Annotated in this window: 26 protein-coding genes; 14 read left to right on the forward strand and 12 right to left on the reverse strand. The window is 67.4% G+C overall.

The window, feature by feature from the left end; translation table 11 throughout:
• Positions 1-59 precede the first annotated feature (59 nt).
• Positions 60-599: a metallophosphoesterase family protein gene (locus PH189_RS11985; RefSeq protein WP_274189050.1), complete on the reverse strand. Its 540-nt coding sequence runs from the start codon at positions 597-599 to the stop codon at positions 60-62.
• An 11-nt stretch (positions 600-610) separates the two neighbouring features.
• A complete protein-coding gene (locus PH189_RS11990; protein ID WP_274189012.1) occupies positions 611-1009 on the reverse strand; it encodes an SRPBCC family protein in 399 nt (132 codons plus the stop codon).
• Between the two features lie 107 nt (positions 1010-1116).
• Here PH189_RS11990 and PH189_RS11995 point away from each other — a divergent pair, with 107 nt between their 5' ends.
• The gene (locus PH189_RS11995) at positions 1117-2520 is read left to right on the forward strand and encodes a cytochrome P450 (RefSeq protein WP_274189013.1); all 1404 of its coding nucleotides are present in this window, start codon (positions 1117-1119) and stop codon (positions 2518-2520) included.
• 9 nt (positions 2521-2529) lie between these two features.
• On the opposite strand, the gene PH189_RS12000 is transcribed toward PH189_RS11995, so the two are convergent.
• A complete protein-coding gene (locus PH189_RS12000; RefSeq protein ID WP_274189014.1) occupies positions 2530-3726 on the reverse strand; it encodes an acyl-CoA dehydrogenase family protein in 1197 nt (398 codons plus the stop codon).
• A 97-nt stretch (positions 3727-3823) separates the two neighbouring features.
• On the opposite strand from PH189_RS12000, the gene PH189_RS12005 reads away from it, so the two are divergent.
• The 3 genes from PH189_RS12005 (at position 3824) to PH189_RS12015 (ending at position 5104) form a co-directional block, all read left to right on the forward strand.
• Positions 3824-4252: a limonene-1,2-epoxide hydrolase family protein gene (locus tag PH189_RS12005; protein ID WP_274189015.1), complete on the forward strand. Its 429-nt coding sequence runs from the start codon at positions 3824-3826 to the stop codon at positions 4250-4252.
• A 143-nt stretch (positions 4253-4395) separates the two neighbouring features.
• The gene (locus PH189_RS12010) at positions 4396-4575 is read left to right on the forward strand and encodes a YegP family protein (protein ID WP_274189016.1); all 180 of its coding nucleotides are present in this window, start codon (positions 4396-4398) and stop codon (positions 4573-4575) included.
• 274 nt (positions 4576-4849) lie between these two features.
• A complete protein-coding gene (locus PH189_RS12015; RefSeq protein ID WP_274189017.1) occupies positions 4850-5104 on the forward strand; it encodes a hypothetical protein in 255 nt (84 codons plus the stop codon).
• Between the two features lie 40 nt (positions 5105-5144).
• Here PH189_RS12015 and PH189_RS12020 read toward each other — a convergent pair whose 3' ends face one another.
• Entirely contained in the window at positions 5145-5267 is a 123-nt protein-coding gene (locus tag PH189_RS12020) for a hypothetical protein (RefSeq protein ID WP_274189018.1), read from the reverse strand.
• Between the two features lie 121 nt (positions 5268-5388).
• On the opposite strand from PH189_RS12020, the gene PH189_RS12025 reads away from it, so the two are divergent.
• From PH189_RS12025 to PH189_RS12035, 4 genes are read left to right on the forward strand one after another with little or no spacing between them, the layout of a single operon-like run.
• Positions 5389-6585, forward strand: a complete 1197-nt coding sequence (locus PH189_RS12025) for a hypothetical protein (protein ID WP_274189019.1) — start codon at positions 5389-5391, stop codon at positions 6583-6585.
• Positions 6586-6628: 43 nt separating this feature from the next.
• Positions 6629-7681: a DNA cytosine methyltransferase gene (locus PH189_RS12030; protein ID WP_274189020.1), complete on the forward strand. Its 1053-nt coding sequence runs from the start codon at positions 6629-6631 to the stop codon at positions 7679-7681.
• On the forward strand, positions 7678-8124 hold the full coding sequence (locus tag PH189_RS30470; RefSeq protein ID WP_378015013.1) for a very short patch repair endonuclease: 447 nt from the start codon (positions 7678-7680) through the stop codon (positions 8122-8124). Before PH189_RS12030 ends, PH189_RS30470 begins: the two co-directional genes overlap by 4 nt.
• Positions 8125-8159: 35 nt before the next feature.
• Positions 8160-8525: a hypothetical protein gene (locus tag PH189_RS12035; protein ID WP_274189021.1), complete on the forward strand. Its 366-nt coding sequence runs from the start codon at positions 8160-8162 to the stop codon at positions 8523-8525.
• On the opposite strand, the gene PH189_RS12040 is transcribed toward PH189_RS12035, so the two are convergent.
• Complete coding sequence (locus PH189_RS12040) at positions 8522-9115, reverse strand: hypothetical protein (RefSeq protein WP_274189022.1); 594 nt, start codon at positions 9113-9115, stop codon at positions 8522-8524. The two genes, PH189_RS12035 and PH189_RS12040, sit on opposite strands and share 4 nt — an antisense overlap.
• A gap of 250 nt (positions 9116-9365) precedes the next feature.
• Here PH189_RS12040 and PH189_RS12045 point away from each other — a divergent pair, with 250 nt between their 5' ends.
• Together PH189_RS12045 and PH189_RS12050 are read left to right on the forward strand one after the other, a co-directional pair.
• Positions 9366-9518: a hypothetical protein gene (locus PH189_RS12045; RefSeq protein ID WP_274189023.1), complete on the forward strand. Its 153-nt coding sequence runs from the start codon at positions 9366-9368 to the stop codon at positions 9516-9518.
• Positions 9519-9810: 292 nt separating this feature from the next.
• Positions 9811-10557, forward strand: coding sequence for a hypothetical protein (locus PH189_RS12050; protein ID WP_274189024.1), 747 nt, complete (start codon positions 9811-9813; stop codon positions 10555-10557).
• 176 nt (positions 10558-10733) lie between these two features.
• On the opposite strand, the gene PH189_RS30310 is transcribed toward PH189_RS12050, so the two are convergent.
• On the reverse strand, positions 10734-11345 hold the full coding sequence (locus PH189_RS30310; protein ID WP_337994151.1) for a pentapeptide repeat-containing protein: 612 nt from the start codon (positions 11343-11345) through the stop codon (positions 10734-10736).
• 1624 nt (positions 11346-12969) lie between these two features.
• Between PH189_RS30310 and PH189_RS12065 the strand changes: the two genes are divergently transcribed.
• Positions 12970-13206 (forward strand): hypothetical protein, encoded by a 237-nt coding sequence (locus PH189_RS12065; protein WP_274189025.1) that lies wholly within the window; start codon positions 12970-12972, stop codon positions 13204-13206.
• 14 nt (positions 13207-13220) lie between these two features.
• Here PH189_RS12065 and PH189_RS12070 read toward each other — a convergent pair whose 3' ends face one another.
• From PH189_RS12070 to PH189_RS12095, 6 genes are read right to left on the reverse strand one after another with little or no spacing between them, the layout of a single operon-like run.
• Entirely contained in the window at positions 13221-14255 is a 1035-nt protein-coding gene (locus PH189_RS12070) for a hypothetical protein (RefSeq protein ID WP_274189026.1), read from the reverse strand.
• A gap of 5 nt (positions 14256-14260) precedes the next feature.
• Positions 14261-15337: a ParB N-terminal domain-containing protein gene (locus PH189_RS12075; RefSeq protein ID WP_274189027.1), complete on the reverse strand. Its 1077-nt coding sequence runs from the start codon at positions 15335-15337 to the stop codon at positions 14261-14263.
• A gap of 53 nt (positions 15338-15390) precedes the next feature.
• Positions 15391-16329, reverse strand: a complete 939-nt coding sequence (locus tag PH189_RS12080) for an HNH endonuclease (RefSeq protein ID WP_274189028.1) — start codon at positions 16327-16329, stop codon at positions 15391-15393.
• A 24-nt stretch (positions 16330-16353) separates the two neighbouring features.
• Positions 16354-16836, reverse strand: a complete 483-nt coding sequence (locus PH189_RS12085; RefSeq protein ID WP_274189029.1) for a gamma-glutamylcyclotransferase family protein — start codon at positions 16834-16836, stop codon at positions 16354-16356.
• Complete coding sequence (locus tag PH189_RS12090; RefSeq protein ID WP_274189030.1) at positions 16754-17905, reverse strand: hypothetical protein; 1152 nt, start codon at positions 17903-17905, stop codon at positions 16754-16756. Before PH189_RS12090 ends, PH189_RS12085 begins: the two co-directional genes overlap by 83 nt.
• Positions 17892-18962 carry a hypothetical protein gene (locus tag PH189_RS12095; RefSeq protein WP_274189031.1) on the reverse strand — a complete coding sequence of 357 codons (1071 nt, stop codon included), beginning with the start codon at positions 18960-18962 and terminating at the stop codon, positions 17892-17894. Before PH189_RS12095 ends, PH189_RS12090 begins: the two co-directional genes overlap by 14 nt.
• Before the next feature lie 212 nt (positions 18963-19174).
• Here PH189_RS12095 and PH189_RS12100 point away from each other — a divergent pair, with 212 nt between their 5' ends.
• The 3 genes from PH189_RS12100 to PH189_RS12110 are packed head-to-tail and all read left to right on the forward strand — an operon-like array spanning position 19175 to position 20261.
• Positions 19175-19591: a plasmid replication, integration and excision activator gene (locus tag PH189_RS12100; protein WP_274189032.1), complete on the forward strand. Its 417-nt coding sequence runs from the start codon at positions 19175-19177 to the stop codon at positions 19589-19591.
• A gap of 8 nt (positions 19592-19599) precedes the next feature.
• On the forward strand, positions 19600-19845 hold the full coding sequence (locus tag PH189_RS12105) for a hypothetical protein (RefSeq protein ID WP_274189033.1): 246 nt from the start codon (positions 19600-19602) through the stop codon (positions 19843-19845).
• The gene (locus PH189_RS12110) at positions 19842-20261 is read left to right on the forward strand and encodes a WhiB family transcriptional regulator (protein WP_274189034.1); all 420 of its coding nucleotides are present in this window, start codon (positions 19842-19844) and stop codon (positions 20259-20261) included. The genes PH189_RS12105 and PH189_RS12110 overlap by 4 nt, the downstream gene beginning before the upstream one ends.
• Positions 20262-20670 lie beyond the last annotated feature (409 nt).

The raw sequence follows: 20670 nt of genomic DNA on the forward strand, positions 1-20670 counted from the left end.
CCGCACCGTCGTCACTCGCAACGACACCCATCCGTGACTGATGACGCACGGTAGTGCTCTCACGACCGACCGGCGCCCCCGGGTGGGAGGTCGTGACGCTGCACGGCGGCCAGCGCGCCGTCCCGGATCTCCGCCGTCATGTAGGTGCAGGCGGGCTCACGCCGGCGCTCGGTGGGCGAGCCGGGGTTGAGCAGCCGGACCCCGCCGGGGGTCGTGGAGTCCCACGGGATGTGGCTGTGCCCGAACACGAGGACGTCGACGGGGGTGTCGCCGTCCGGCCCGAACCGGGCGTCGCAGCGGCGCTCGCGACCCGTGGCGGCGCCGGCCTCGTGGGTGACCGCCAGGCGCACCCCGCCGATCTCCGCGATCGCGGTCTCCGGGAGCCGGGCGCGGAGCGCCTCGCCGTCGTTGTTGCCCCAGCAGGCGACCAGGCGCGCCGACCGCTCCTCGAACGCGTCGAGCAGCTCGGGGTCCATCCAGTCGCCCGCGTGCACCACCACGTCGGCGGCGTCGAGGGCCTCCCAGACGGGGTCGGGCAGCACCCGTCGGGTCGGTCGGCGCACGGGCAGGTGGGTGTCGCTGGTGATCAGCAGGCGCACGGTCACCGCGGTCACCGCTCCAGCAGCAGCGCGTGCAGCGCGACGAAGGCCACCGGGGAGTACGGCAGGACGACGAGGGCGGGGCCCGTGGTGCGCAGCCAGGTGCGGGTGCCGCCGGCGCCGAGGTCCTCGATCCCGTGGTCGAGGGTGAGCGTGACCGGTCCGACGCGGACCCGCCACGACCAGGTACGGGCCTGCTCGTCCACGGCGAGGACCTCGAAGGGGACACCCACGAGCCCGGCCGCGCGCACCGTGCCCTCGAGCCCGGGACGCAGCCGGCGCGGTCCCGGCCCGGAGACGGCCACCCCGGAGATCTGGGGCGCCCAGTGCGGCCAGCGGTCGAGGTCGGCGTAGCGCTCCCACGCCTGGTCGGCGGGGAGCGGTCCCGTGGCGCGGAGGGTCGTCTGCACGGTCGTGGACGTACCCGCGACGGGTCTGGACGACGAACACATACTCCGAGTATGGTTTCGACGCACCCTGGTACGTCCATGTACCGATCCGACACCGGGAGGCCCCCGTGGCCCTGTCGTCGCTGCCCTCGTCCGTCGCCGCGTCGGTCGGCCGGTCCGTCGCCTCGTCCGTCGCGTCCTCCTCGTTCGGGACGACGCTGCGGTGGGGCGCCACCCACGGGCTCATGCGCGCGGCGATCCGCCGCCAGGTGCGCGCCGGCAACCCGGACGCCCGCCTGCTGCTCGACCCGGTGATGCAGGCCGACCCGTTCCCGCACTACGAGGCTCTGCGCTCGTCGTACCCCTTCGCGCCCGGCGCGTTCGCCCGGCTCACCGTCCACCACGACGCCTCGACGGCGGTGCTGCGCAGCGACGACTTCGGCGTCACCCACCCCACCCAGGTCGTTCCCGCGCCGGCGCGGGCGGCGCTCGCCCTGGCCGGCCCGCCGCGGAACCCGGGCCCGATCGAGCCGCCCTCGATGCTCGCGGTCGATGCGCCGGACCACCCGCGTTACCGCAAGCTCGTCAACCGGGCCTTCACCGCGCGCCGCGTGGCGGCGCTGCGCGAGCGCACCACCGAGGTCGCCCAGGAGCTCCTCGACGACATGGACCGGGCCGCCCGGGACGGCGACGGCCACACCGTGGACCTCGTCGCGCACTACGCGAGCCTGCTGCCGGTCACCGTGATCAGCGAGATGCTCGGGGTGCCCCTCGCGATGCGCGAGCAGTTCCTGAGCTGGGGCGACGGCGCGGCCACCTCGCTCGACATGGGCCTGACCCGGCGGGCGCACGCGAGCATGGAGGCCAACCTCGCCGCGCTGAACGACTGGATGCGCGAGCACCTGCGCCGGCTACGGCGCGAGCCCGGGGACGACCTGCTCTCGAGCCTCGTCGGCGAGGTCGACGACGACGGCGCGGGCCTGTCGGAACAGGAGCTGGTGTCCACCGCGCTGCTCGTGCTCGCCGCCGGGTTCGAGACGACGGTGAACCTCATCGGCAACGGCACCGCGCAGCTCTTCGCCCACCCCGAGCAGCGCGAACGGCTCGTCGCGGAGCCCGACCTGTGGCCGAACGCCGTCGACGAGATCCTGCGCTTCGACCCGCCCGTCGAGCGCACGGCCCGCCGGGCGAAGCGCGACACCGAGGTCGCCGGCACGGCCGTGGCCGAGGGCGACCTGGTGGTGACGGTGCTCGCGGGCGCCAACCGCGACCCGCACGTCTTCGCCGACCCGGCCACGTTCGACGTCGCGCGGCCGAACGCGAAGGAGCACCTCGCGTTCTCCAGCGGGCCGCACTTCTGCCTCGGTGCGCAGCTCGCGCGCATGGAGGGCGAGGTCGCGCTGCGCGCCCTCTTCGAACGCCACCCCCACCTCACGCCGGCCGGTCCCGCGCGTCGCCGTCCGACGCGCATCCTGCGCGGCTACGCGGAGCTGCCCGTGCGCCTCGAGCCTGCGGTCACCCGGGTCGGGTGACGGCCCCGATCACGTGAAGGCGCTGTGGCCCGTGATCTCGCGCCCGACGATGAGGGTCTGGATGGTCTCGGTGCCCTCGAAGGTGTGGATCGACTCGATGTCGGCCATGTGCCGCACGACGTGGTTGTCGAGCAGGATCCCGTTGCCGCCGAGCATGTCGCGCGCCTCGGCGAGGATCCACCGGGCCTTGCGGGTGTTGTTCATCTTGGCGAGCCCGGCGATGGTGGGCGCGAGGTCGTCGTCCTCGGCGAGCTGCGCGATCTGCATGCAGTAGAGCTGCATCCCGGTCAGCTCCGCGAGCATCTTCACGAGCTTGTCCTGGATGATCTGGTTCGCGGCGAGCGGGCGCCCGAACTGCTTGCGCTCCAGGACGTAGCGCAGCGCGGCGTCGTAGCCGGCGGTCGCGTGTCCGAGCGCCATCCACGCGCACGTGCCGCGGGTGGTGGCCAGGACGCGCCCCGTGTCCTTGAAGCTCTCCGCCCCCGGCAGCCGGTCGCGCTCGGGCACCCGCACCCCGTCGAGGCTGACGTCGGCCTGCCACACCGAGCGCATCGAGCCCTTGCGCGGGATCACGGTGCCCTCGTAGCCGGGCGTCGTGGTGTCGACGAGGAAGCCGAGGACGGTGTTGGTCTCGGTGTCCCGGGCCCAGACGACCGTGCGCCCGGCGATGCTGCCGTTGCCGATCCAGCGCTTGCGCCCGTCGAGGATCCAGTCGTCGCCGTCCCGGCGCGCCGTGGTCTCCAGCGACACCGAGTCGGACCCGTGCTCGGGCTCGGTGAGGCCGAAGGCGCCGACGAGGTCGAGGCGGGCCATCGCGGGCAGGAACTCCTGCTTCTGCTCCTCGGAGCCCAGCATCGCGATCGACTTCATGGCGAGCCCGGACTGCACGGCGTGGAACGTCGCGAGGCTGCCGTCGCCGCGAGCGAGCTCCATGGCCACCAGGCCGCAGGTCAGCGGGTCGTGCCCCGGGCACCCGTAGCCCTCGATGTCGTCGCCGACGATCTGCAGCTCGGGCATCCTGCGGATGACTTCCCACGGCATCTCCGCGGCGTCCCACGCCGCGGGCGCGGCCGGGGACACCACGCGGTCGACGTAGCGGCGGACCGCCATGAACGTCTCCCACTGCGCGTCGTCGAAGCGCCGGCGCACGGAGAAGAAGTCCGTGCCGAGGGCCTCGGTGAGCGGCGCGTCGCTGTCGACCGGCATCGCGGATCATCCCCTCGTCGGGGCGGTCGGCCCGCCCGCTCCTGTCCGCGGTTCCCCGTGGGCGGGCTCACCACGCCCCGGAGCGCAGGATGACGCCATGACCGCACCCGCCGAGACCGATCCGGCGCGGGTCGTCCGCGCCTTCCTCGCCGACCTCGAGCGCCTCGACGTCGACGCCGCCTGCGCCCGCCTGCACCCCGACGTCGTCTACGAGAACGTCTCGCTGCCCCCGGCACGCGGGCGCGACGCCACCCGCCGCGTGCTCGGCCTGCTCACGAGCCGCGCCACCGGCTTCCGCGCGGAGAACCACCGCGTGGTCGCGGACGGGCCGGTCGTGCTCACCGAGCGGACCGACACCATCGAGATCGGCCGGCTGCGCACCTCGTTCTGGGTGTGCGGCACGTTCGAGGTGCACGACGGCGTGATCACGCTCTGGCCTGACTACTTCGACTGGGCCGCGGTCACCGGAGCGCTGCTCGCCGGGACGGGCCGGGCGCTGGTGTCGCTGGTGTCGGGTCGGCGCTGACCCCCGTCGGCGTGCGCGCGGTCGCCGCTGGCGCTGTCCCGAATGGCGGAGACGGCTCGCCCGGACGGGTGCGCCCGCACCCGGTCCGTTCGCGCTAACGTCCGCCGCCGACCAGCACGTTCAGCACCGAGCGGAGGACCGTCATGGCGGGCAAGTTCGAGGTGTACGAGGACAAGGCCGGCAAGTTCCGGTTCCGTCTCAAGGCCAGCAACGGCCAGATCGTCGCCTCCGGCGAGGCCTACGAGACCAAGGCCGCGGCCAAGAAGGGCTGCGAGTCGGTCCAGAAGGCCGCCACCGGCGCGCCCATCGAGGAGAGCGTCTGAGCCGTCGACCCTGAGCCGTCGACCTGGGCCGGACCACCTGTCCGGGTGGTCCGGCCGCGTCACGCTCCCCGGTCGTCCGATAGCCTGGCCACGCAGCGAGACGGATGACAGCCCGGCGCAGCCGGAGGAGCGACACGTTCCTCCGACCTTGCCCCGTCGACTCCCTGTCCTCCGTCATCCGCACGGACCGCACGACCGGCGGCCGTGCGGTCCACGGCCGGGCCACGCTGGACGTTCGTCCACCCCGACCGTGGTCGTGCTCCGGGGGGAGTGGATGGACGGACAGGCACACCGCACCGACGGTGAGCGACGCGACACGAGCGAGTACCTCGTGGTGGTGGTCGACCGCACCGGCCGGTTCCGCGATGCGTACGGGCCCTACGGGCTGTCGGCGGCCCACCACGAGGCCGAGCGGCGGCGCCACGCCCTGATCGGCGCCGGCGAGTACGCCGCGGACGTGCGGATCGCGCGCCACCACTCGGTCGCGATCCCGCGACCGCGAGGCCACTGGCGCCTCGGCGAGCCCTGAGCGCCCCGGCGCCGACACGGGCGCCGGGGCGCGACGGTGCTCAGGCGATGTGCCGGCCGCTGATGGCGCGGGCGATGACGAGCTGCTGGATCTGCTCGGTGCCCTCGAAGATGTCGTAGATCTGTCGGGTCCCGAGCCCGACGTGCGCCAACGGCAGGCACACCCACGCTGACCTCGGCCGGGCTGCTCAACGCTTCTCACGGTTCCCTGCCCCTACCCGACGTCGGACGGCCTGGAGACGGCCTGGCGCTGGCGAGCCGTAGGCGGGCCTCTACTGTTCGCGGGTGCTCGCAGGTCGGTCCTACGTCGAGCAGGTCTACCCCGTCCAGCGTCGCAACCACGTCTACGACCTGGTGCTCGACGCTGTCGAACGCTCCGGGGGACGGCTCCTCTACCACAGTCGGCGCGACCGGGCTCCGCTGTATGTTGGAGTGGAAGCCTCCTCCAACGAGCGCCTTGGCTTCCTGGTCTACCCGTTCACCATGACCGACACCTTGGTGAATAAGCGGCCCACCAACGAAGTACGCGGGCAGATTAGGCTTGGCAGCGAGAAGAACTTCCATCCGGACACAAATCATCCGGTCGCATTCGATGTGGCCAGCGTCGACGTGACAGTCGTTCTTGGCGTCTACGTCGAGGGTGAGATATTCCTAGGCTTGGACCCCAAGCTCTACGACCCACTGCCGATGGGCATCTCGTTCTACGCCAAGAACTACGAACTAGCTGTAGCTGCCGAGCACAGTTGGCACGTCTGGGAGCGGAAGAATAGTCCCGGGCAGGTGCGGACCGCACCACGGTCCGATACGCAGCTCGAGACGCTTATCGCTTTCGATCCATCGCGCCTCCTCGACTACGTGAAGCTCGAGCGGTATGCCACTGATCTTGGCCTTGATCAGTCGCTACGCCACGCCGCAGCACGAGCCGCCGGCGAGCCTGTCGGAAGCGGTCTCAAGGAACCAGAGCTTCACATGCTCGAGAAGAAGTTCGATCTGGACTATCGCGAAATTCTAGAGATCATCAGCCGGCGCAACCGCCTTGAGGTAGCGGTCAAGGGAGGTGTCGCTGAGTCCCACTTAGAGAAGCAGCTGGCAGCATACCTAGGAATCGAGCGCATAGAAAGTCTTGACGAGGACGGCCAACCCGATCTTCGGGTTACGCTACCTGGAGGACGAACTATTCTCGTCGAATGCAAGAACGCCAGCCCCAACCCGTACGCGAACGGCGACTTCGCAGTTGAAGTGCAGAAGACTCGAGCCTCAAAGGGCGACCCGTCGAGCCGGCTGTACTCGCCGGATCAGTTCGACGTTGTTGCCGCCTGCCTCTTCTCAGCGACCGACTCGTGGTCGTTCCGGTTCCACCGGACCAGCGATCTCCCTCGAAGCGACCAACATCCACACAAGCTGCGGTCGATGCAGCGCGTTGACGCCAGCTGGTCGACGAATCTCATCGACGCTTTGGGGCCGCTCGGCGTGTCGAGTTGACAGGACCACCGGGACAGGGCACGTGTGTGCGATACTGACCTGCATGGGGAGTCGAGGAATCGCGATCTCGTTGTTCTCGGGTGCGGGCGGTCTCGACCTCGGCGCTGAGAAAGCTGGCTACTCCGTGCGAGCGTCAGTCGAGATCGATCGAGACGCTGCGGCGACGCTTGAGAAGAACTTCTCGACTCTCGCGTCCCCCGTGATTCAAGAAGACATCTTGCAGGTCAGCTCGGAGCAGATTCTAGCTGCGTCGGGTCTCGCCTCGCACGAGCGACCCGAACTCCTTATCGGTGGACCTCCTTGCACGCCCTTCTCAAAGTCAGGGTTCTGGCTCGATTGGAAGCGCGCCGGGAAGGACCCGAACGCAAGCCTTCTTCAGGAATACACGCGAGTCCTTCGAGACCTCCAGCCTGACATGTTTGTTCTGGAGAATGTCTACGCGCTGACCTATAACAACAAGGCAAGTAAGCCTCACTACGACCGGCTGATGCAGGAGATCGGCGAGGCCGGCTATGTGCCAGTGTCCAAGGTGCTGAACGCAGCCGATTACGGCGTTCCACAAGCACGGCCCAGGCTGTTCGTCATCGGACGACACAAGGACAAGCCTCTACCTGTTCACCCGGCGCCGACGCACGGTGGCGCATGGGAGCGCAGGAGAAGCGGACTCGAAGGAAGTCCTTACCGCACCGCCGGTGAGGCCCTCTCTTCTGTTGTGTCCGAGCCGGAGCCCGGAGAGACAGTCGCAGGTCGCTACGGGCACCTCCTCCCCGACATTCCAGAGGGCGACAATTACCTGTTCTACACAGCCAAGCGAAACCACCCCTCGCCAGAGTTCGAGTGGCGGAAGAAGTACTGGTCGTTCCTGCTTAAGCTTGACCGAGGGAAGCCGTCACCAACAATCCAGGCTCAACCAGGGCCCTACGTCGGCCCATTTCACTGGAAGAACCGTCGGCTCCGCGTGCCGGAACTCAAGGCGCTGTTCACGTTCCCTCAAGAGTTCGAGCTGGTCGGGAGTCGCAACTCCGCCCAGGCACAGATGGGGAACTCTGTGCCGCCGGACCTTGCTCAGCAAGTGATCGAGGCGATGCACCGCTGACCGAGCGGAAGCCGAGCGGCTGGGTCACGACGACCGCGGGACGACATCTTGCCGGCCGGCGGAAGACAAACACGGAGCCCGAGCTAGAGCTCCGCCGCGCGCTCCATCGGAAAGGAGCGCGATTCCGCCTGCACCGCCGCATCGCCGTGGGCTGCACGCCCGATCTGGTGCTTCCCAAATATGGTCTTGCGGTCTTCGTTGATGGCGACTACTGGCATTCCTGCCCGGTGCACACGAGCAAACGCACCTTCAACGGGCCGAACTCGAGAGCCTGGGCCGAGAAGTTCCAACGCAACACAGAAAGAGACCGGCGGTCCACTGCCATAGCGGAGGATCACGGTTGGACAGTTGTCAGAGTCTGGGAGTGCGCCATACGCGCCGACGTTGCCTCGTGCGCCGATCAGGTCCTCGCGGGAATCAGCCCTTCGCCTGTCCCGGACTAGTGGCTCTGTCAGCCGCCTTCGGATATAATAGGTACGTGTTCTCCCGCGCGGATTACGAAGCAGAAATGGCTCGAGGAGCAGAGTCGTACCGTGACGTACTCAGCGCGCTCGAGAAAGCTGGGCATCGTGCGGCATTCACTCAGACCGGGGGGATGTGCGCCGCCATCGAGGTTCGGCTGGAACGTGGGCACCTGCTCGCGACCGATGCGGGGGAAGAGCTCCCCTGGACCAGGTCGGCACAGGTCGGCTGGGGTGTCGGATACTACCGCGACGACGATGTCTCGGATGGCCCGATCGAGTATGTCGAGAACGAAGAGGACTGCACTCCCGAGGCATTGGTGGTGCTCGTTCAAGCGTGCCTCACCGAGGTTGCAGCTCGTCGGAACGCAAGTCTGAACTAGGGAAGAAGTGAGCCGACGGTCTGCACGATGACACCTAGGCCGGTGGCCGATAAGCCAGCCAGAAGGACCCGTACGCCTCCTGCTGCCGCCTCCGTGGTTTTCATCTCCTGAGCAGAAAGGCTCGATGCGACGTCCCCCCGGAGACTCTGGATTTCGTCGGCAAGGCGCCTGGTCTCGTCGGAGTGCTTCTCGTCGCAGTCCTGAACTCTCTTCAAGAGTTCATGCGTCCTCTGGTCCAGCTCTGCCAGCGCGTCGGACGACTCGAGATCAGTCGGAAGGTCTCTGTAGCCCTTGCGTGCGCGAGCCGTGCCGACGACTGAGAGCGAGTCGGTCACACCCACACCGTGCACATGCTGCGTCTTCGGCTTCCGAACCAACGCCCGGAACCAGGCGGCCGCTCGCTTGCGCGCACGAACGAGACGCTCCACCACAGGGCCGAGGATCGCCTCACCCGGTCGGAAGCGGTTCCAGGTCTCGAGCGCTCCAGCTACCGTGACGATCACGCCGAGGAGCTGGCCCGCGCCGCCAGCAAGAACAAGCCAACCGGCGGCGTCCACCAGGTCCCCCTCCACGTACCGCTTACCGATCATCGTAAGGCCGTCGCCCCACAAGCCCCCGCCGGCCTGGCCCCGGCCCGCCGGAACGGAGTGGGAGGCCAGGGCCGAGGGCCCTGGCCGGCGCGGCGCCGGAGGCGCCGCCTTGACTGATGAGAGGTCAATTCGGCAGCGCGGCGGGCCGTGACTGGGTTCGGGGGCCGTCGGAGATAGGGCCCGGGCGTGACACCGGCTTCGGTGGTGTGGCCGCCTGCTACACGGCGTCCGACAGCTGGCGTCGGCGCTGATGGGGGCGGCGGTAGCGATCCTTGAGTTCGGCGAGGCCGGCGTGGGCGACCGCTTCCAGCCCGCCGCACTCGACGCCTCGCTGGCCCCGCGGCCGATGGTGCCCAAGATCGTGCACCTGCGCCTCTCATGCCGTACCGACCAGCGTTCGTGAGGGCGTCGCGGTCGTGGCGGGCTCGCCGTCCTGCGGTATCGGTGTCGGTGGGGCCAGGCCGGCGACGACATCGTAGTCGGCCAGGACCCGGTGAACGACTGAACACCGAACCCGGGCCAGGCCTCGACCCGCACCGCCGGGCGCGGTCACCGATGTAACGGTGAGGTCGGTGGTGGTGGCGGAGAGTCCTGCCCTATCACCTCTCCTCGAGTCGCCTGGGGTGCGGGGTAGCGACCGTCCCGCTTCCAATCGGCAGTTGTTGAGGAGACGTCGCCTACGGCACGCTCAGCTCGTGGAAGAACGAGACGCCAACGGCACCACTTCAGAGCACGATGGAACACCCCGCACCGAAGTACGGGAACCAGTCCTCCACGTTGAGGGCCCGGACATGCGTCGGTTCCGTCTTTGTGCACTGACACGTGACTCGACCGTCCAGGAAGTCATCGAGGAGCTTCTACGAGAGCACTACGAGGGCGCATCTCACGGCCTCCCCCTAGTTACGATTGAAGAAGTTAACAGGGCTGGTGAGCGCAGAAGAATCCCGATAGACGGTGCCACTCCCACGACAACCCTTGCCGCTGAAGGGACCTTGTTGCGAGTTGGGTACACAGCTAGCGCGGGTGTCGCTGAGTGGCTCGACGTCGCTCAATTCTTAGCGACAGCGGTAGCGAGTGGGGTAGTCGGCAACGCGGCGTACGACTTAATCAAGAACTTGGCCGGCAGAGTCGCGAGAAGAGCTCAAGCATCAGAAGAGACTGGAGTGCAACTTCACAAACAGGAGGCGGAGACCATTGCCTCGTCTACCGCTGCTGTAATGTTCGGCTCCAACATCGACATTGTTAGCGCGGCAGTACACGAAGATGTTCACGGGCACGGCGACACCTGGTCGGTAGTTGTCAGGGTTGACCAAGCGTCGCCGAGCCAGCGGGAGGTCAACCTCGACGTGCGCGCTGAGCCAACAGCGAAATCCGGCGTAGACGTGCATGTGAGGCTTGCACGCGCGCAGCCAGTGGAGGCGCCCAGCCAAGAGGGCGCATAACTCGTAGATGCGCCCCTCCCTCTAAGCATCAGCGCGAATCTTGGGATCGCTCCTAGCTATCTGATTCCAACTTTTCCGGCTCTTCCGGAGATGGAGTGCGGCTGAGGGTGCGACCGGGCCGGAGGCTGGGGTCGTGTCGCTCCGGTAGGCGGTCCGGGCCGCCCTCGCTTGCAAATTCACGGGGGCGGCAGGTCCGCGCCCGTGAGGTCCGCGCCCGTGAGGTTCGCGCCCGTGAGGTTCGCGCCCGTGAGGTCCGCATCAGTGAGGTCCGCGTCCGTGAGGTTCGCGCCACTGAGGTCCGCGCCAATGAGGAGCGCAGCTTTGAGGTCCGCGCCTCTGAGGTCCGCGCCTCTGAGGACCGCGCCCCGGAGGACCGCGCGGGTGAGGTCGGCGCGGATGAGGTTGGCGTTGGTGAGGTTGGCGAAGTCGAACTCTCCTCTAGTGAGGTCAGTCCGGAGGAATTTTGCGCCAACAAGGTTGGCGCTGTTGAAGGAGAACCCGCGCAAGTCCGCACCCTCCCAAACTGGAGGGTGGCAGAGACCATCGAGGATTACCCTAGCCCCATCATCCGACCTTCTGTCGCGGCGACTCATCACGTACATAGCCGTCGTCAGGTCTTCCGGCATGAGGAAACTCGGCGGTGCTGCCGGGGCGCACTCGGGTGTTCCGACCGAAGGTAGGCGGTCGCGGATGTACGAGCCGAGGACCTCCACTATGGCCGCCTGATCGCGCGGGGAGTCCTGAGCAAGCCGCGCAAACCCGTATATGCCACCCAGTCGCACGTCCATAGCCTGGTCCCCGAGCTGGGCAACTGCCCGGGTGAATCGGTCGGTAGCCTGCCCCTGCTCGGCCACAGCGATCTGACGCTCTGTGGCCTGGAGCTGAGCAGCGGTGTACCGCAAGGCTGCGGTCGCGGCCAACGCACTTATGATTGCTGCAAACCCGGTTGCTAACGCAGCGGTGGCGGCGGGATTGGCCTTGATGCCTCGCCACCCATTCCTTACGGCGCTAATCAAACGGCGCCATCGAGACCTCGCAGGTTGACGCAACCCGCTCCGCGTTCGGCCCGCCACTCTGGGCGCAGACGTCCTCTTGGCCGACGACCGCGTTCGGCGTCGCACTCGTGCCATGTCTCCCCCACGCCGCTCTAGACACATCCCCGGCGGAACCGGTAGCGGACCCGCTGACGAAAGGCATTCTGTCGAGGCCATCGACCAGGACTGCCCGGCGGGGGCATCCACCGCGGGTGCTGATCACGGAGAGTGCTCCTGCTCGCTGGGGGTTGCCACGAGGCCCGGCGTGACCCACAGGCACTTCCTTGATACGGGGGTAGCGCTCACGGGCTGCTGACAGAATCAACGGTGGCGACGACGAGGGCGCGCGGGCACTTCGCCCTCTCCCCGGGGAACACCATGGCGGACGTCCGGCCGCCGCCTTCTCGGCGTCCGATACTACGGCCCGAGGGGTCGCTTGAGGTCACGGTGAAGATCTACGACGTGACCGTCCCTTTCGACCACGACACGCGCAGGACCGTGCGATTGATGCTCGGGGCCGGGTCCGACTCCCAGACTGAGCGAGGGTAGGTCCGAGACCGCTTGGGCCGTTCAGGACGTCGGCGGTGCAGAGCGGGTCGGTTGACGGGGCTCGCCACCTCGCGCATGTGGGGCACTCGATGGTGAGCACTCGTCACTCGGTCTGCGCCCCAACGTCCGAGGCGGCGAGGGGCCAGGACCCCCGGGATCACGGGTGGCCCCCTCCGGGCTGGTCTGCTTGGCGGCTGACAAGCCCGGAGGGTGGTCCCTCCCTGAGATGAGCGATCGGTCCGACGCGCCGGACCAACGACATGCCAGGTCGTACCTACAGCGACACGTGAGCCCGTCCCCGGACATCCGCTCGTGAACGGCCTTCCCTGCACGATCGGGCTCTGAGCTGAGAGCCCTGCGGGGCTGTCGGCCCCGGTGGGGTGGCGGGCGCTGCCCCCGCCACGCTTGGAGCGCGGGGACACGGGCGTGGAGGCTCGCGGTCAAGAGCGGACGGAGTCCGTCGCGTAGCGATGCGAAGCACTCTTGATCGGGAGGTAGCCCGTGTGACGCTCCGGGGCCGACAGATGCCCCGCCGGAGGCGGGTCCGTCCTATTCTCGGCCCCGCGGCCTTGAGCGGCTTCGCGACCCGTCGTCCTGAAAGGTCCAAACCTCGCGAGGTTGGGGACCTTGTTGTGGTTCGGTGTAGCTGTGTCCGCCGCCGACGACGCCGCCGAGCTCACTGTCACCCGCGGGGTGCTGCGTCGATGGGCCTTCGCCCTCGACCGCGATGCGGTAACGGGCGGTACCGTCGCCACGGAGGCGGTTACCCAGGCAATTCGGGCCGTTCTGAAGGAGAGCGAGCAGACGGTAGAGAGGCAGCGACGCTGCCATGCGCACGCTGGACCGCCGTTCGCGCCGGAGCTGGCGGAAGCCGCGCGCCACCCAGAGGAACCATCGTGACAACTCCCGATCCGAGCTTGTGGCAGCGCTCGATGAAGCCATGGAGCCCGCGTTACTGGACTGGTGGAGCGGCGCCCTCATCATCGAGCGCGCTCAGGAGCCTGAACCCCCGGAGATCATCCGTCGGATGCGGCTCAACGGACTGATCGATCCCCAGGACGAATGAGGCGGGATGACCCTCTACGCCGCGCCCGACCCGGCGGCGGTCTCGATCGTGGTCGCACTTAGCACCTGCTCGACGTAAGAGACAATCTCGTCCTTGAGGCTCGACTCCAACTCGTCGTCGTTCAAATGAGCGGCAAGCCGAAGACGGTCGAACCATAGACCGACGCTCGCACTCAGATACTCAAACTCCTGCTCGTCCATTTCACTCATCGCGTCCGGCACGAATGGGAAGGTGGCCACCGTGATTGGACGTACAGCGAAGTGTACGTAAGGCGCCCACTTCTCGAGAACTACACCTTTATCTCGCCACTCGTTGCCAATCGCACACTGCGCCAAGACGGTTAACTGTCCACGCCTCTTGTCCTTGAAGGTGCGCCAAGCGATGACATCGACTCCGTTGTCCTTAATGCGAGCTGGAATGCGTTCGGGAGCCAGGTTAAGCCGCTCCCCGATGATTCCGACTATACGTCGCAGGTTCTTCCCAAACGCCTTCTCCACCTTCTCAGGGTCGCGAGGCCACCCGATACGCTCGGCTTCTCCCGCGACGAACGAGGCCATCGCGGGTACGACCAGTCTCTCGAATGTGCGAGCAGCATTGTTGAACTCGACATCGAGACCGTATACAACGCGAGCGTTAAGTGCGAGCATGAAGCTGTAGGCTGGTGCGCCTTTCCAGTCATCAGGACGGCGCGTCAGACGGTCACTGGCGACAGTAAACGGGTACCCGGGACCAACGATCCGCGACCGTTCCTCCAACACTTCGAAGGCGTCACTCGATAGTTGGTCGGCCGGCGAGACCCCTTCCGCCGATCGAAGGCGGCCGACGGCTCCTAGAGCAAAGTCTGGATGAGACGCCTCACCGTCCTCGTCGTCATCGAAGTCGTCGACGTCGAACTCGACCATGTCGTCGGTCCCGGGGTCCTCCTCAATCTCGTCGCGAAGCGTGGCCCGAGTGAGGAACGGGTCGGTTCCGAAGAGTACTCGGCACTCAACCCAGTCGGCGAGCTTGCTCGGCGTCCATGCTGCCCCCGCTACCGGTACATCAAACACTAAGATCACCCGCGAAGTGACTCGATCATCACGGTCGCGACCTTCTGAATTCGCTCCGCCTCTGTTAGCAAGTCTGCGTCGCCCTCAAACTCGAAGATCTGGCCGTTGACAACGGTGAGCCTGCGGAAAACTACTCGCAGGGCCGCGATAAGGGCCGTTCGGTCTTCCGGTAGTTCGCGAATTGCCGAGTCGAGATCGCGCGACTGACGGAGTATTTCAACTGTGAGTGGTTCGGCGAGCACTCGCCCCAGCTCGTCGAGCCGTCGCGACTCCCGTATCACTCGATCCGGCCCAAAGATGAACCCTAGCAGTTCAGTGAATGCGGGCAAGGAGTCGGACTCAAGAGGAGAGAACTCCGCAGGCTCAGCGTCGGTCCAGCCCTGTACCCCTGCGAAGGCCCGGATGGCAGGGTTCTGCAATGCCCGATAGAAGACGCCGAAGCGATCCACCGCATAGCTAACGTCTATTCCCGCTTTCCGCGCCTGCTCCAGGGTGCTCCACGCGACGAACTGGCGTCTAATCGCGTCAGACCTGCTACCAATCACCCGAGCAGCTTTCTCAAACGTGAAACGATGGTGCACGATAAGGCGGTGCACGAAACGGGCCTTGGCTTCGGACTCCCATTGGATCAAGCCGGAGACATGTCGGAATCCGAGGTACTCGAGCAAGTTCTCGCGGCGTTCGTACTTGAGGATCGGGACCTGACTTAGGTCATGGCCGTTCTCCTGCGCACGTTGTGCGAGTTCCGCCCAATTTCCGCCGTCAGTCGGATGAGCGGATGCGTCAGCTAAGAGTTTAAGAGCAGCCAAGCGACGGTTCCCCTCAACCACCACATAAGCGTCCGGGTCTTTATCGTCCGGCACAACAAGTAGCGGCTCTTGACGGAAGTAGCCTAGCTCCGCCATCGATTCGCCGAGTTCCTCGAGATTATATCCTGCGAGAAGCTGGGCAAGTTCTTCCTGACTCGCGGTGGCGGCGGCCTCTCGCAAGCGCGGATTCTCCGTGTCAAGGTAGAGCTTGGAAACGGGGCAGTCGTCAGGCTCGGGAAGCTTCGTCTTAGAGCCCTCGCCGGGGTCACCCATGGCTGGACCGACCAGAAAACCTGGCGCTTACGAGGAACGGCGTCGGAAATTCGTCACCGATGAGATTGCGCATTACGTCCAGCCTCCTCGAGCTCGAACTTGAGCCAAGCCCGCTCTAGAGCGTTGCGTTGCGACCCCTCGAGTAGGGCGTCCTTTGCATGTGCGACCGCGCCGTCGAGCCACGAATAGCTGGTCGACGCTAACTGACGGGAGAGTGCGACTCGACCGGAGCCCGGTTCTATCGCGAGAAGGAGACGGTCGAAGAGCGTGTGGATATCAGTACGAAGCAGAAGGCCGTTGGCGATCGAGTTGGATTCGGAGCCTCGGTAGGGCGTGATGTGTGCAGCGTCCAGTATCTGCTCGACGTCGCACCCCGTCACCGCACATCGGCTTCCGTAAGCAGCGAGTAGTGCCGATCGGAAAGCGCGGCTGCCCTGCCGGGTCACGATCTCCCGCTCAGTCCTGACCCGCGCATCGTAGTCATCCGCCGGCACGGGCGGCGCTCCCGCCTCGGAGCGTGCTTCTGATTCGATGACTTGGGCCACTGTGTCCTTTGACCGGCCCCCTGGGTCCTTGGAGAAATGCTCCAGGAAGAAGTACCCGTCGGTCCATCTGCGCACCGCAGCCAGCCCGACTACGTGATAGCCGACTTTTCCTCCGGTCGGAAGCTCCTCCTGGAGGACACCTACGGCAACCTCGTCCCGCATGCATGCGATCAGCCCGCGGTTCGTAAATTCTTCGTCTCGCCGGTCCGGGTCAGAGCCTTCTTGATGGTAGGCGCAGCGCCAGGACGCACCTTCGTAGAAGATTGTACCGTCTCGGTATGGGCTCGATCGCATAATACGTACGGTCAGTGCGTACGGTGAGTTTGCGGGCTTGTAGATACCTTTTGGGGCGCTGACGAGGCGACGCTCCGGCCGCGACAGGTCTTTCCACCGGACAGACATGCCCTCCCGGCTTCGCAGCCAGGTGAGCAACTCGTTGCGCCCCATCGTCCTCCAACCCCTATTGACAAGTCAGACCTGGCGCGCCTCGAAGCGAGCCCGCCAAGCCCGACAGCGCGTGAGATATACAGCAAGGTCGTTCGAGTCCAGGCTGGCCGCCGACCAGTTCTGGTCGAGCGTCTCATTCGGCCAGACGTAGGCAAGCGCTCGGTGACCGTCGCGCAAGCCGACGGTGGTCACGATGTACGTCGGGTCCTCGAACGCGTCGAGCAAAGACCATTCAGCGTTGTTGAGGTCGGTGTAGACCCGGCCCGGTGCTTCAGCCGACTTGTCCGCAACGAGACCGGGGTAAGGAAGCTCAGGAAGCCGTGCGGCTCGCCATCCCGGAGCGCTCGTGTCCTCATGGGCCGGGACGCGGTCGATCAGGGCACGGACGACCTTGTCGACGGCGAGGGTGCCGTAGACGAACAGCTCAGGCGTTCCCGCCGACCCGTGGTCCGGACGACCATCGCCGTTCGAGCTCGCCTGGGCTAAGCGGTCGCTGATAGCCGTCACGCAGCACCTCCGCGAGCAGGCTACCGCCGGCCTCGTGGAGGTTCATGAACCAATCGATCCCGGCCGGGTAGGCCCATAGGTAGGTCCGGAGCTGCGGGTCGAGCGTCCGGTCGCGCAAAAGTGCGGCGACGTCGCCGCCGGTCCAGAACGGCGCCCGTGAGCGTGCCTCGTGCCAGCACTCGCGGGCGCTCTGACCGGTGTTGATGCCGCGGTGCAGGTCGGCGCTGACGAGTTGGGTGTAGTGGTCCAGCCGGGTCCGCGCAATCACGGCCGGGTCGGTCGGCGCGGCCGCCAACGGGAGGACCTGGGCGAGTCCTTCGAACAGGACTTGATGCGGGGCGTGGACGGCGAGGAGACGCGGCCAGTCCACGTCGCTGGTCTCAGCGACTCCGGCGAGATTGGAGTACTGCAGCGCGTGCCCGAGGACCTCGTGCAGCGCGAATCGGTAGGCCTCGAGCTGGGTGAACGCGGCCCGGCGGGTGTTGATCCGCAACCGGGCGTCGTGGCCGGCGCCGTCGAGCCAGTAGGACCAGTAGGCGTCGAGGTCGACGCTCTCGACGGTCAAGGTGAACTGCGCGGTCGCGCCGGTGAGGTCGCGGATCGTGGCTTCGTGCTTGTCGGCGTAGCTGCGTATGACGTCGCCCGCCGCATCGGCGGGAACGTCCTCGCTTAGCGCGTTGAGGTCGTCCCGGGTGTTCGGCCCCCACGCAACCCCAAGGTCGGCGAGGGCTTCACGGGCGAGGTCGCCGCGGTGCTCGACGTACTCTCTGGTCCACCCGCGCGGCTCGCAGCCTTGAGTGGCAGCGACGTAGGTGCTCAGATCGGGGTGCTCACCGAGCAGGGACCGCAGGTAGGCGCGATGCGCCTCGATCGCATCTGCGACCGGCCCCGGGGAGACGTCGGCGCGGAGTTCCTCGAGCTGGTCGAGGACAGCGAAGCGATTCGACGCCGGCGCAACAGGCTCAGCGGGCGGGGCGCAGTCGTAGTCGACGATCGCGCCACCGCCGGTGCCGGCCTCGTGCGCGTCCCATGCGCGGACGAGGTGTTCGAGGGCGTCACGCGTCGCCACGGGCCACTTCCCATCGCACGGTGACGGCCTCACCGGGCTGGAGATAGTCCCGAGTGACGGTCATGAACGCACTGCCGTCGTCGTCGCACACCAGGTCGTCGATCACGGAGACCTGAGAACCGTCGACCTTGTCCTCCACCGCGCTGCACCCGACGAGCATGTCCACCCCGTGGTGACGGATGTTGAGCGTGAAGTGCCGCGTGTGGCGCGGGCTGGCCTGGCGCCAGAAATGGTCATGGGTGAACCGGCCGCCGCGCACCGAGTAGGCCAGCGTGCCGACCTCGCCAGGTTCGATGGCCGGCGAGCACACGAGCGCGAACTTGCTCATGTTCGCGGTGTCGTGAATCCGCTGGATCGACAGCTTGCGGTCGGTGGAGGGGTCGGCCTCGATCCGCAACGGCCCATCGGTGGTCTCGAACCACTGCTCGCGGTGCATCCGCTTGATCGGGTTCGCGGTCAGGTTGAGCAACTCGAACCGGTAGGTGATCGTCGACCAGCCCTCGGCGTCAATGTCGACGGTGCACTCCAGCTCCAGATCGACCGGCATGCCGGCGAGCTGGGCCAGCTGGGAGACCGCGTCGTCCGACAGCCGCAGACGTCGCCCCAACAACCGCAGCGAGCGGGCCAGGGACGCGGGGGACCCATCAGGGTCCTTGTGGTCGCTGACCGGTCGCGGGAACCCGACGGTCGGGGTCGGGCGCTGCGTTGGGATCGGCGCCGACCAGCCTGTCGTCTCAGACGAGGCGTCGAGGCTGCGTTCCACGACGTCGGACAGACGCACGGACTCGCCATCCTCGTCGCCGTGGGTGGCCGGCTCGAACATGACGGCCGCCGGAACACCCGGGAACATCACCTCCAGCACCTGGCAGTGATGCGGATAAGGCATGCCCTTGAGATCACCGGCCTGCCAGCGGTGGAGCTGGGCGCGGCTCGGGCCGGTCCCGACCAGCTTCTCGTCAATGGTCTTCGCGGCGCGGTCGTACTCGCGGTTGAAGCTGCTGTAGCTCTGCCAGTGCCGCGAGCGGAGCAGGTGTTTCAACATCACCGGCTGCCCCATGCCGTCCCCCTGCTCTCGCCGCCGAAGATCTCACAGTAGGTGGAGACGAGACACAGACGCAACGACATTGGACAGAGAAGTTCGGGACGCGACAGCCACGCCGTCGTGACGAAACGGGCCTCCCGCGGAGTGTCGGACCTGCCCCGCAATGGGGCGAACGACACGACGAAGGAGCCAGAACCGTGGCTATCAAGAGGCGAATCAAGGTCTCAATGGGGGACGTCTTCCCCCACGGCGCGTTCCTGACCACCGACGGCGCCGAGCCCGTCCCCGACTACGACCGCTCCACCCGCGACAAGTTCGTGCAGGCCGTCGACAAGGACAACGGGCTGTTGGTGTGGGAGGTCGGGGTCCACGACCCGGACCCGGAGGCCCGCAAGAACGAGCGCTCGGTGAACGTCAAGATCGCGGCCGAGGTCCAGCCCGTGCCGCCCGAGGCGCTGCCCGGGCTGCCGTTTCGCCCGGTGGAGTTCGAGGGCCTGGAGGTCACGCCCTACCTCGACACCAACGGTGTGCGACCGAAGCTCGCGTTCAGCCTGCGCGCCCGCGGCATGCACGCCCCCGGCGGCGACAGCCGACGCAAGGGCGGCGGTCAGCAGGGCTCCGCCGGCACCGAGGCGGCGGCCTGATGCCCGGTGTGTCGGTACGACTCACCCCGGTCGGGCGCGCTGAGGTCTACCTGCCCGACGACATGCCTCCGATCCTCGACGTGATCAGCGAGCGGCGGGTGGTGCTCAGCCTGACCGCGCGGCGCCTCGACGAGGTGACCGCCGAGGAGCTGGAAGCGGCGCGCTCGCTGCATGCGGCCCTGGGTGTGTTCGTCGAGCACGCCGCCCGCTGGCTTCCGCCCGTCGCGGAGCGGGCGATCGGCGGTGCGGCATGAGCACGACCAGCCACGGCCGCACGAGGATCACCGCGGCGACACCGACCCGCACCGCGCGCCGACTGACCCGTGAACGGCTCCGCCTGCTGGTGCGGGACCTGGTGCTCGACGGCGACCCGGTCCCGGACTGGCACGAGCACGCCGCCTGCGCCGGGTTGAGCGAGGAGCTGTTCTTCCCGGTCGCCGAGACCGGCGATGCCGGTACGGCCCTGATCGAGCAGGCCAAGGCTGTGTGCGCCGGCTGCCCGGTCCGCACCGCCTGTCTCGCCGACGCGATGAGCCGCGAGTCCCCCTCCGCGCGCTACGGCGTCTACGGCGGCCTCTCGGCCGGCGACCGCAACCGGCTCTACGCCGACCTCCGCGCCCACGCGATCGCGAGCGACGACCAGGCCGCGACTTCGGGGGCGGTCGCATGAGCCGCGCCCCGGCCGGGCCGCGCTGTGAGGTCTGCGCCGCTCGGCTCGACACCGCCCCCAACAACCGCCCACCGCGCTGCGCCGAGCACGCCGCTCAACAGGCCCTGTTTCCCCTCGCCGCGCTGCCCGGGCGCCGACGCCGTCCGTCCGGCGACGACCTAGGGCCGGCGCACGACCGGCACCACACCACCACCGGCCGCCCCGTGACGCGGGCACGCCGGACCCGGAAGGACTGAACCCATGCCCATCGGACGCAGCGTCGGGCGCGGCGCCACCATCCGCCGCCGCGCCAACGTCCAGCCCACCCTCATCGAACCCTCGCGCACCTTCGCCGGTCGCCTGCGCCACCGCGGCCTAGAGCCTGTCTGGTGGTTCATGAGATCCAGGCCAGGGTGGCGCGGAAGGTGAT

It is taken from the genome of Actinomycetospora chibensis (assembly GCF_028737215.1).
Lineage (GTDB): Bacteria > Actinomycetota > Actinomycetes > Mycobacteriales > Pseudonocardiaceae > Actinomycetospora > Actinomycetospora chibensis.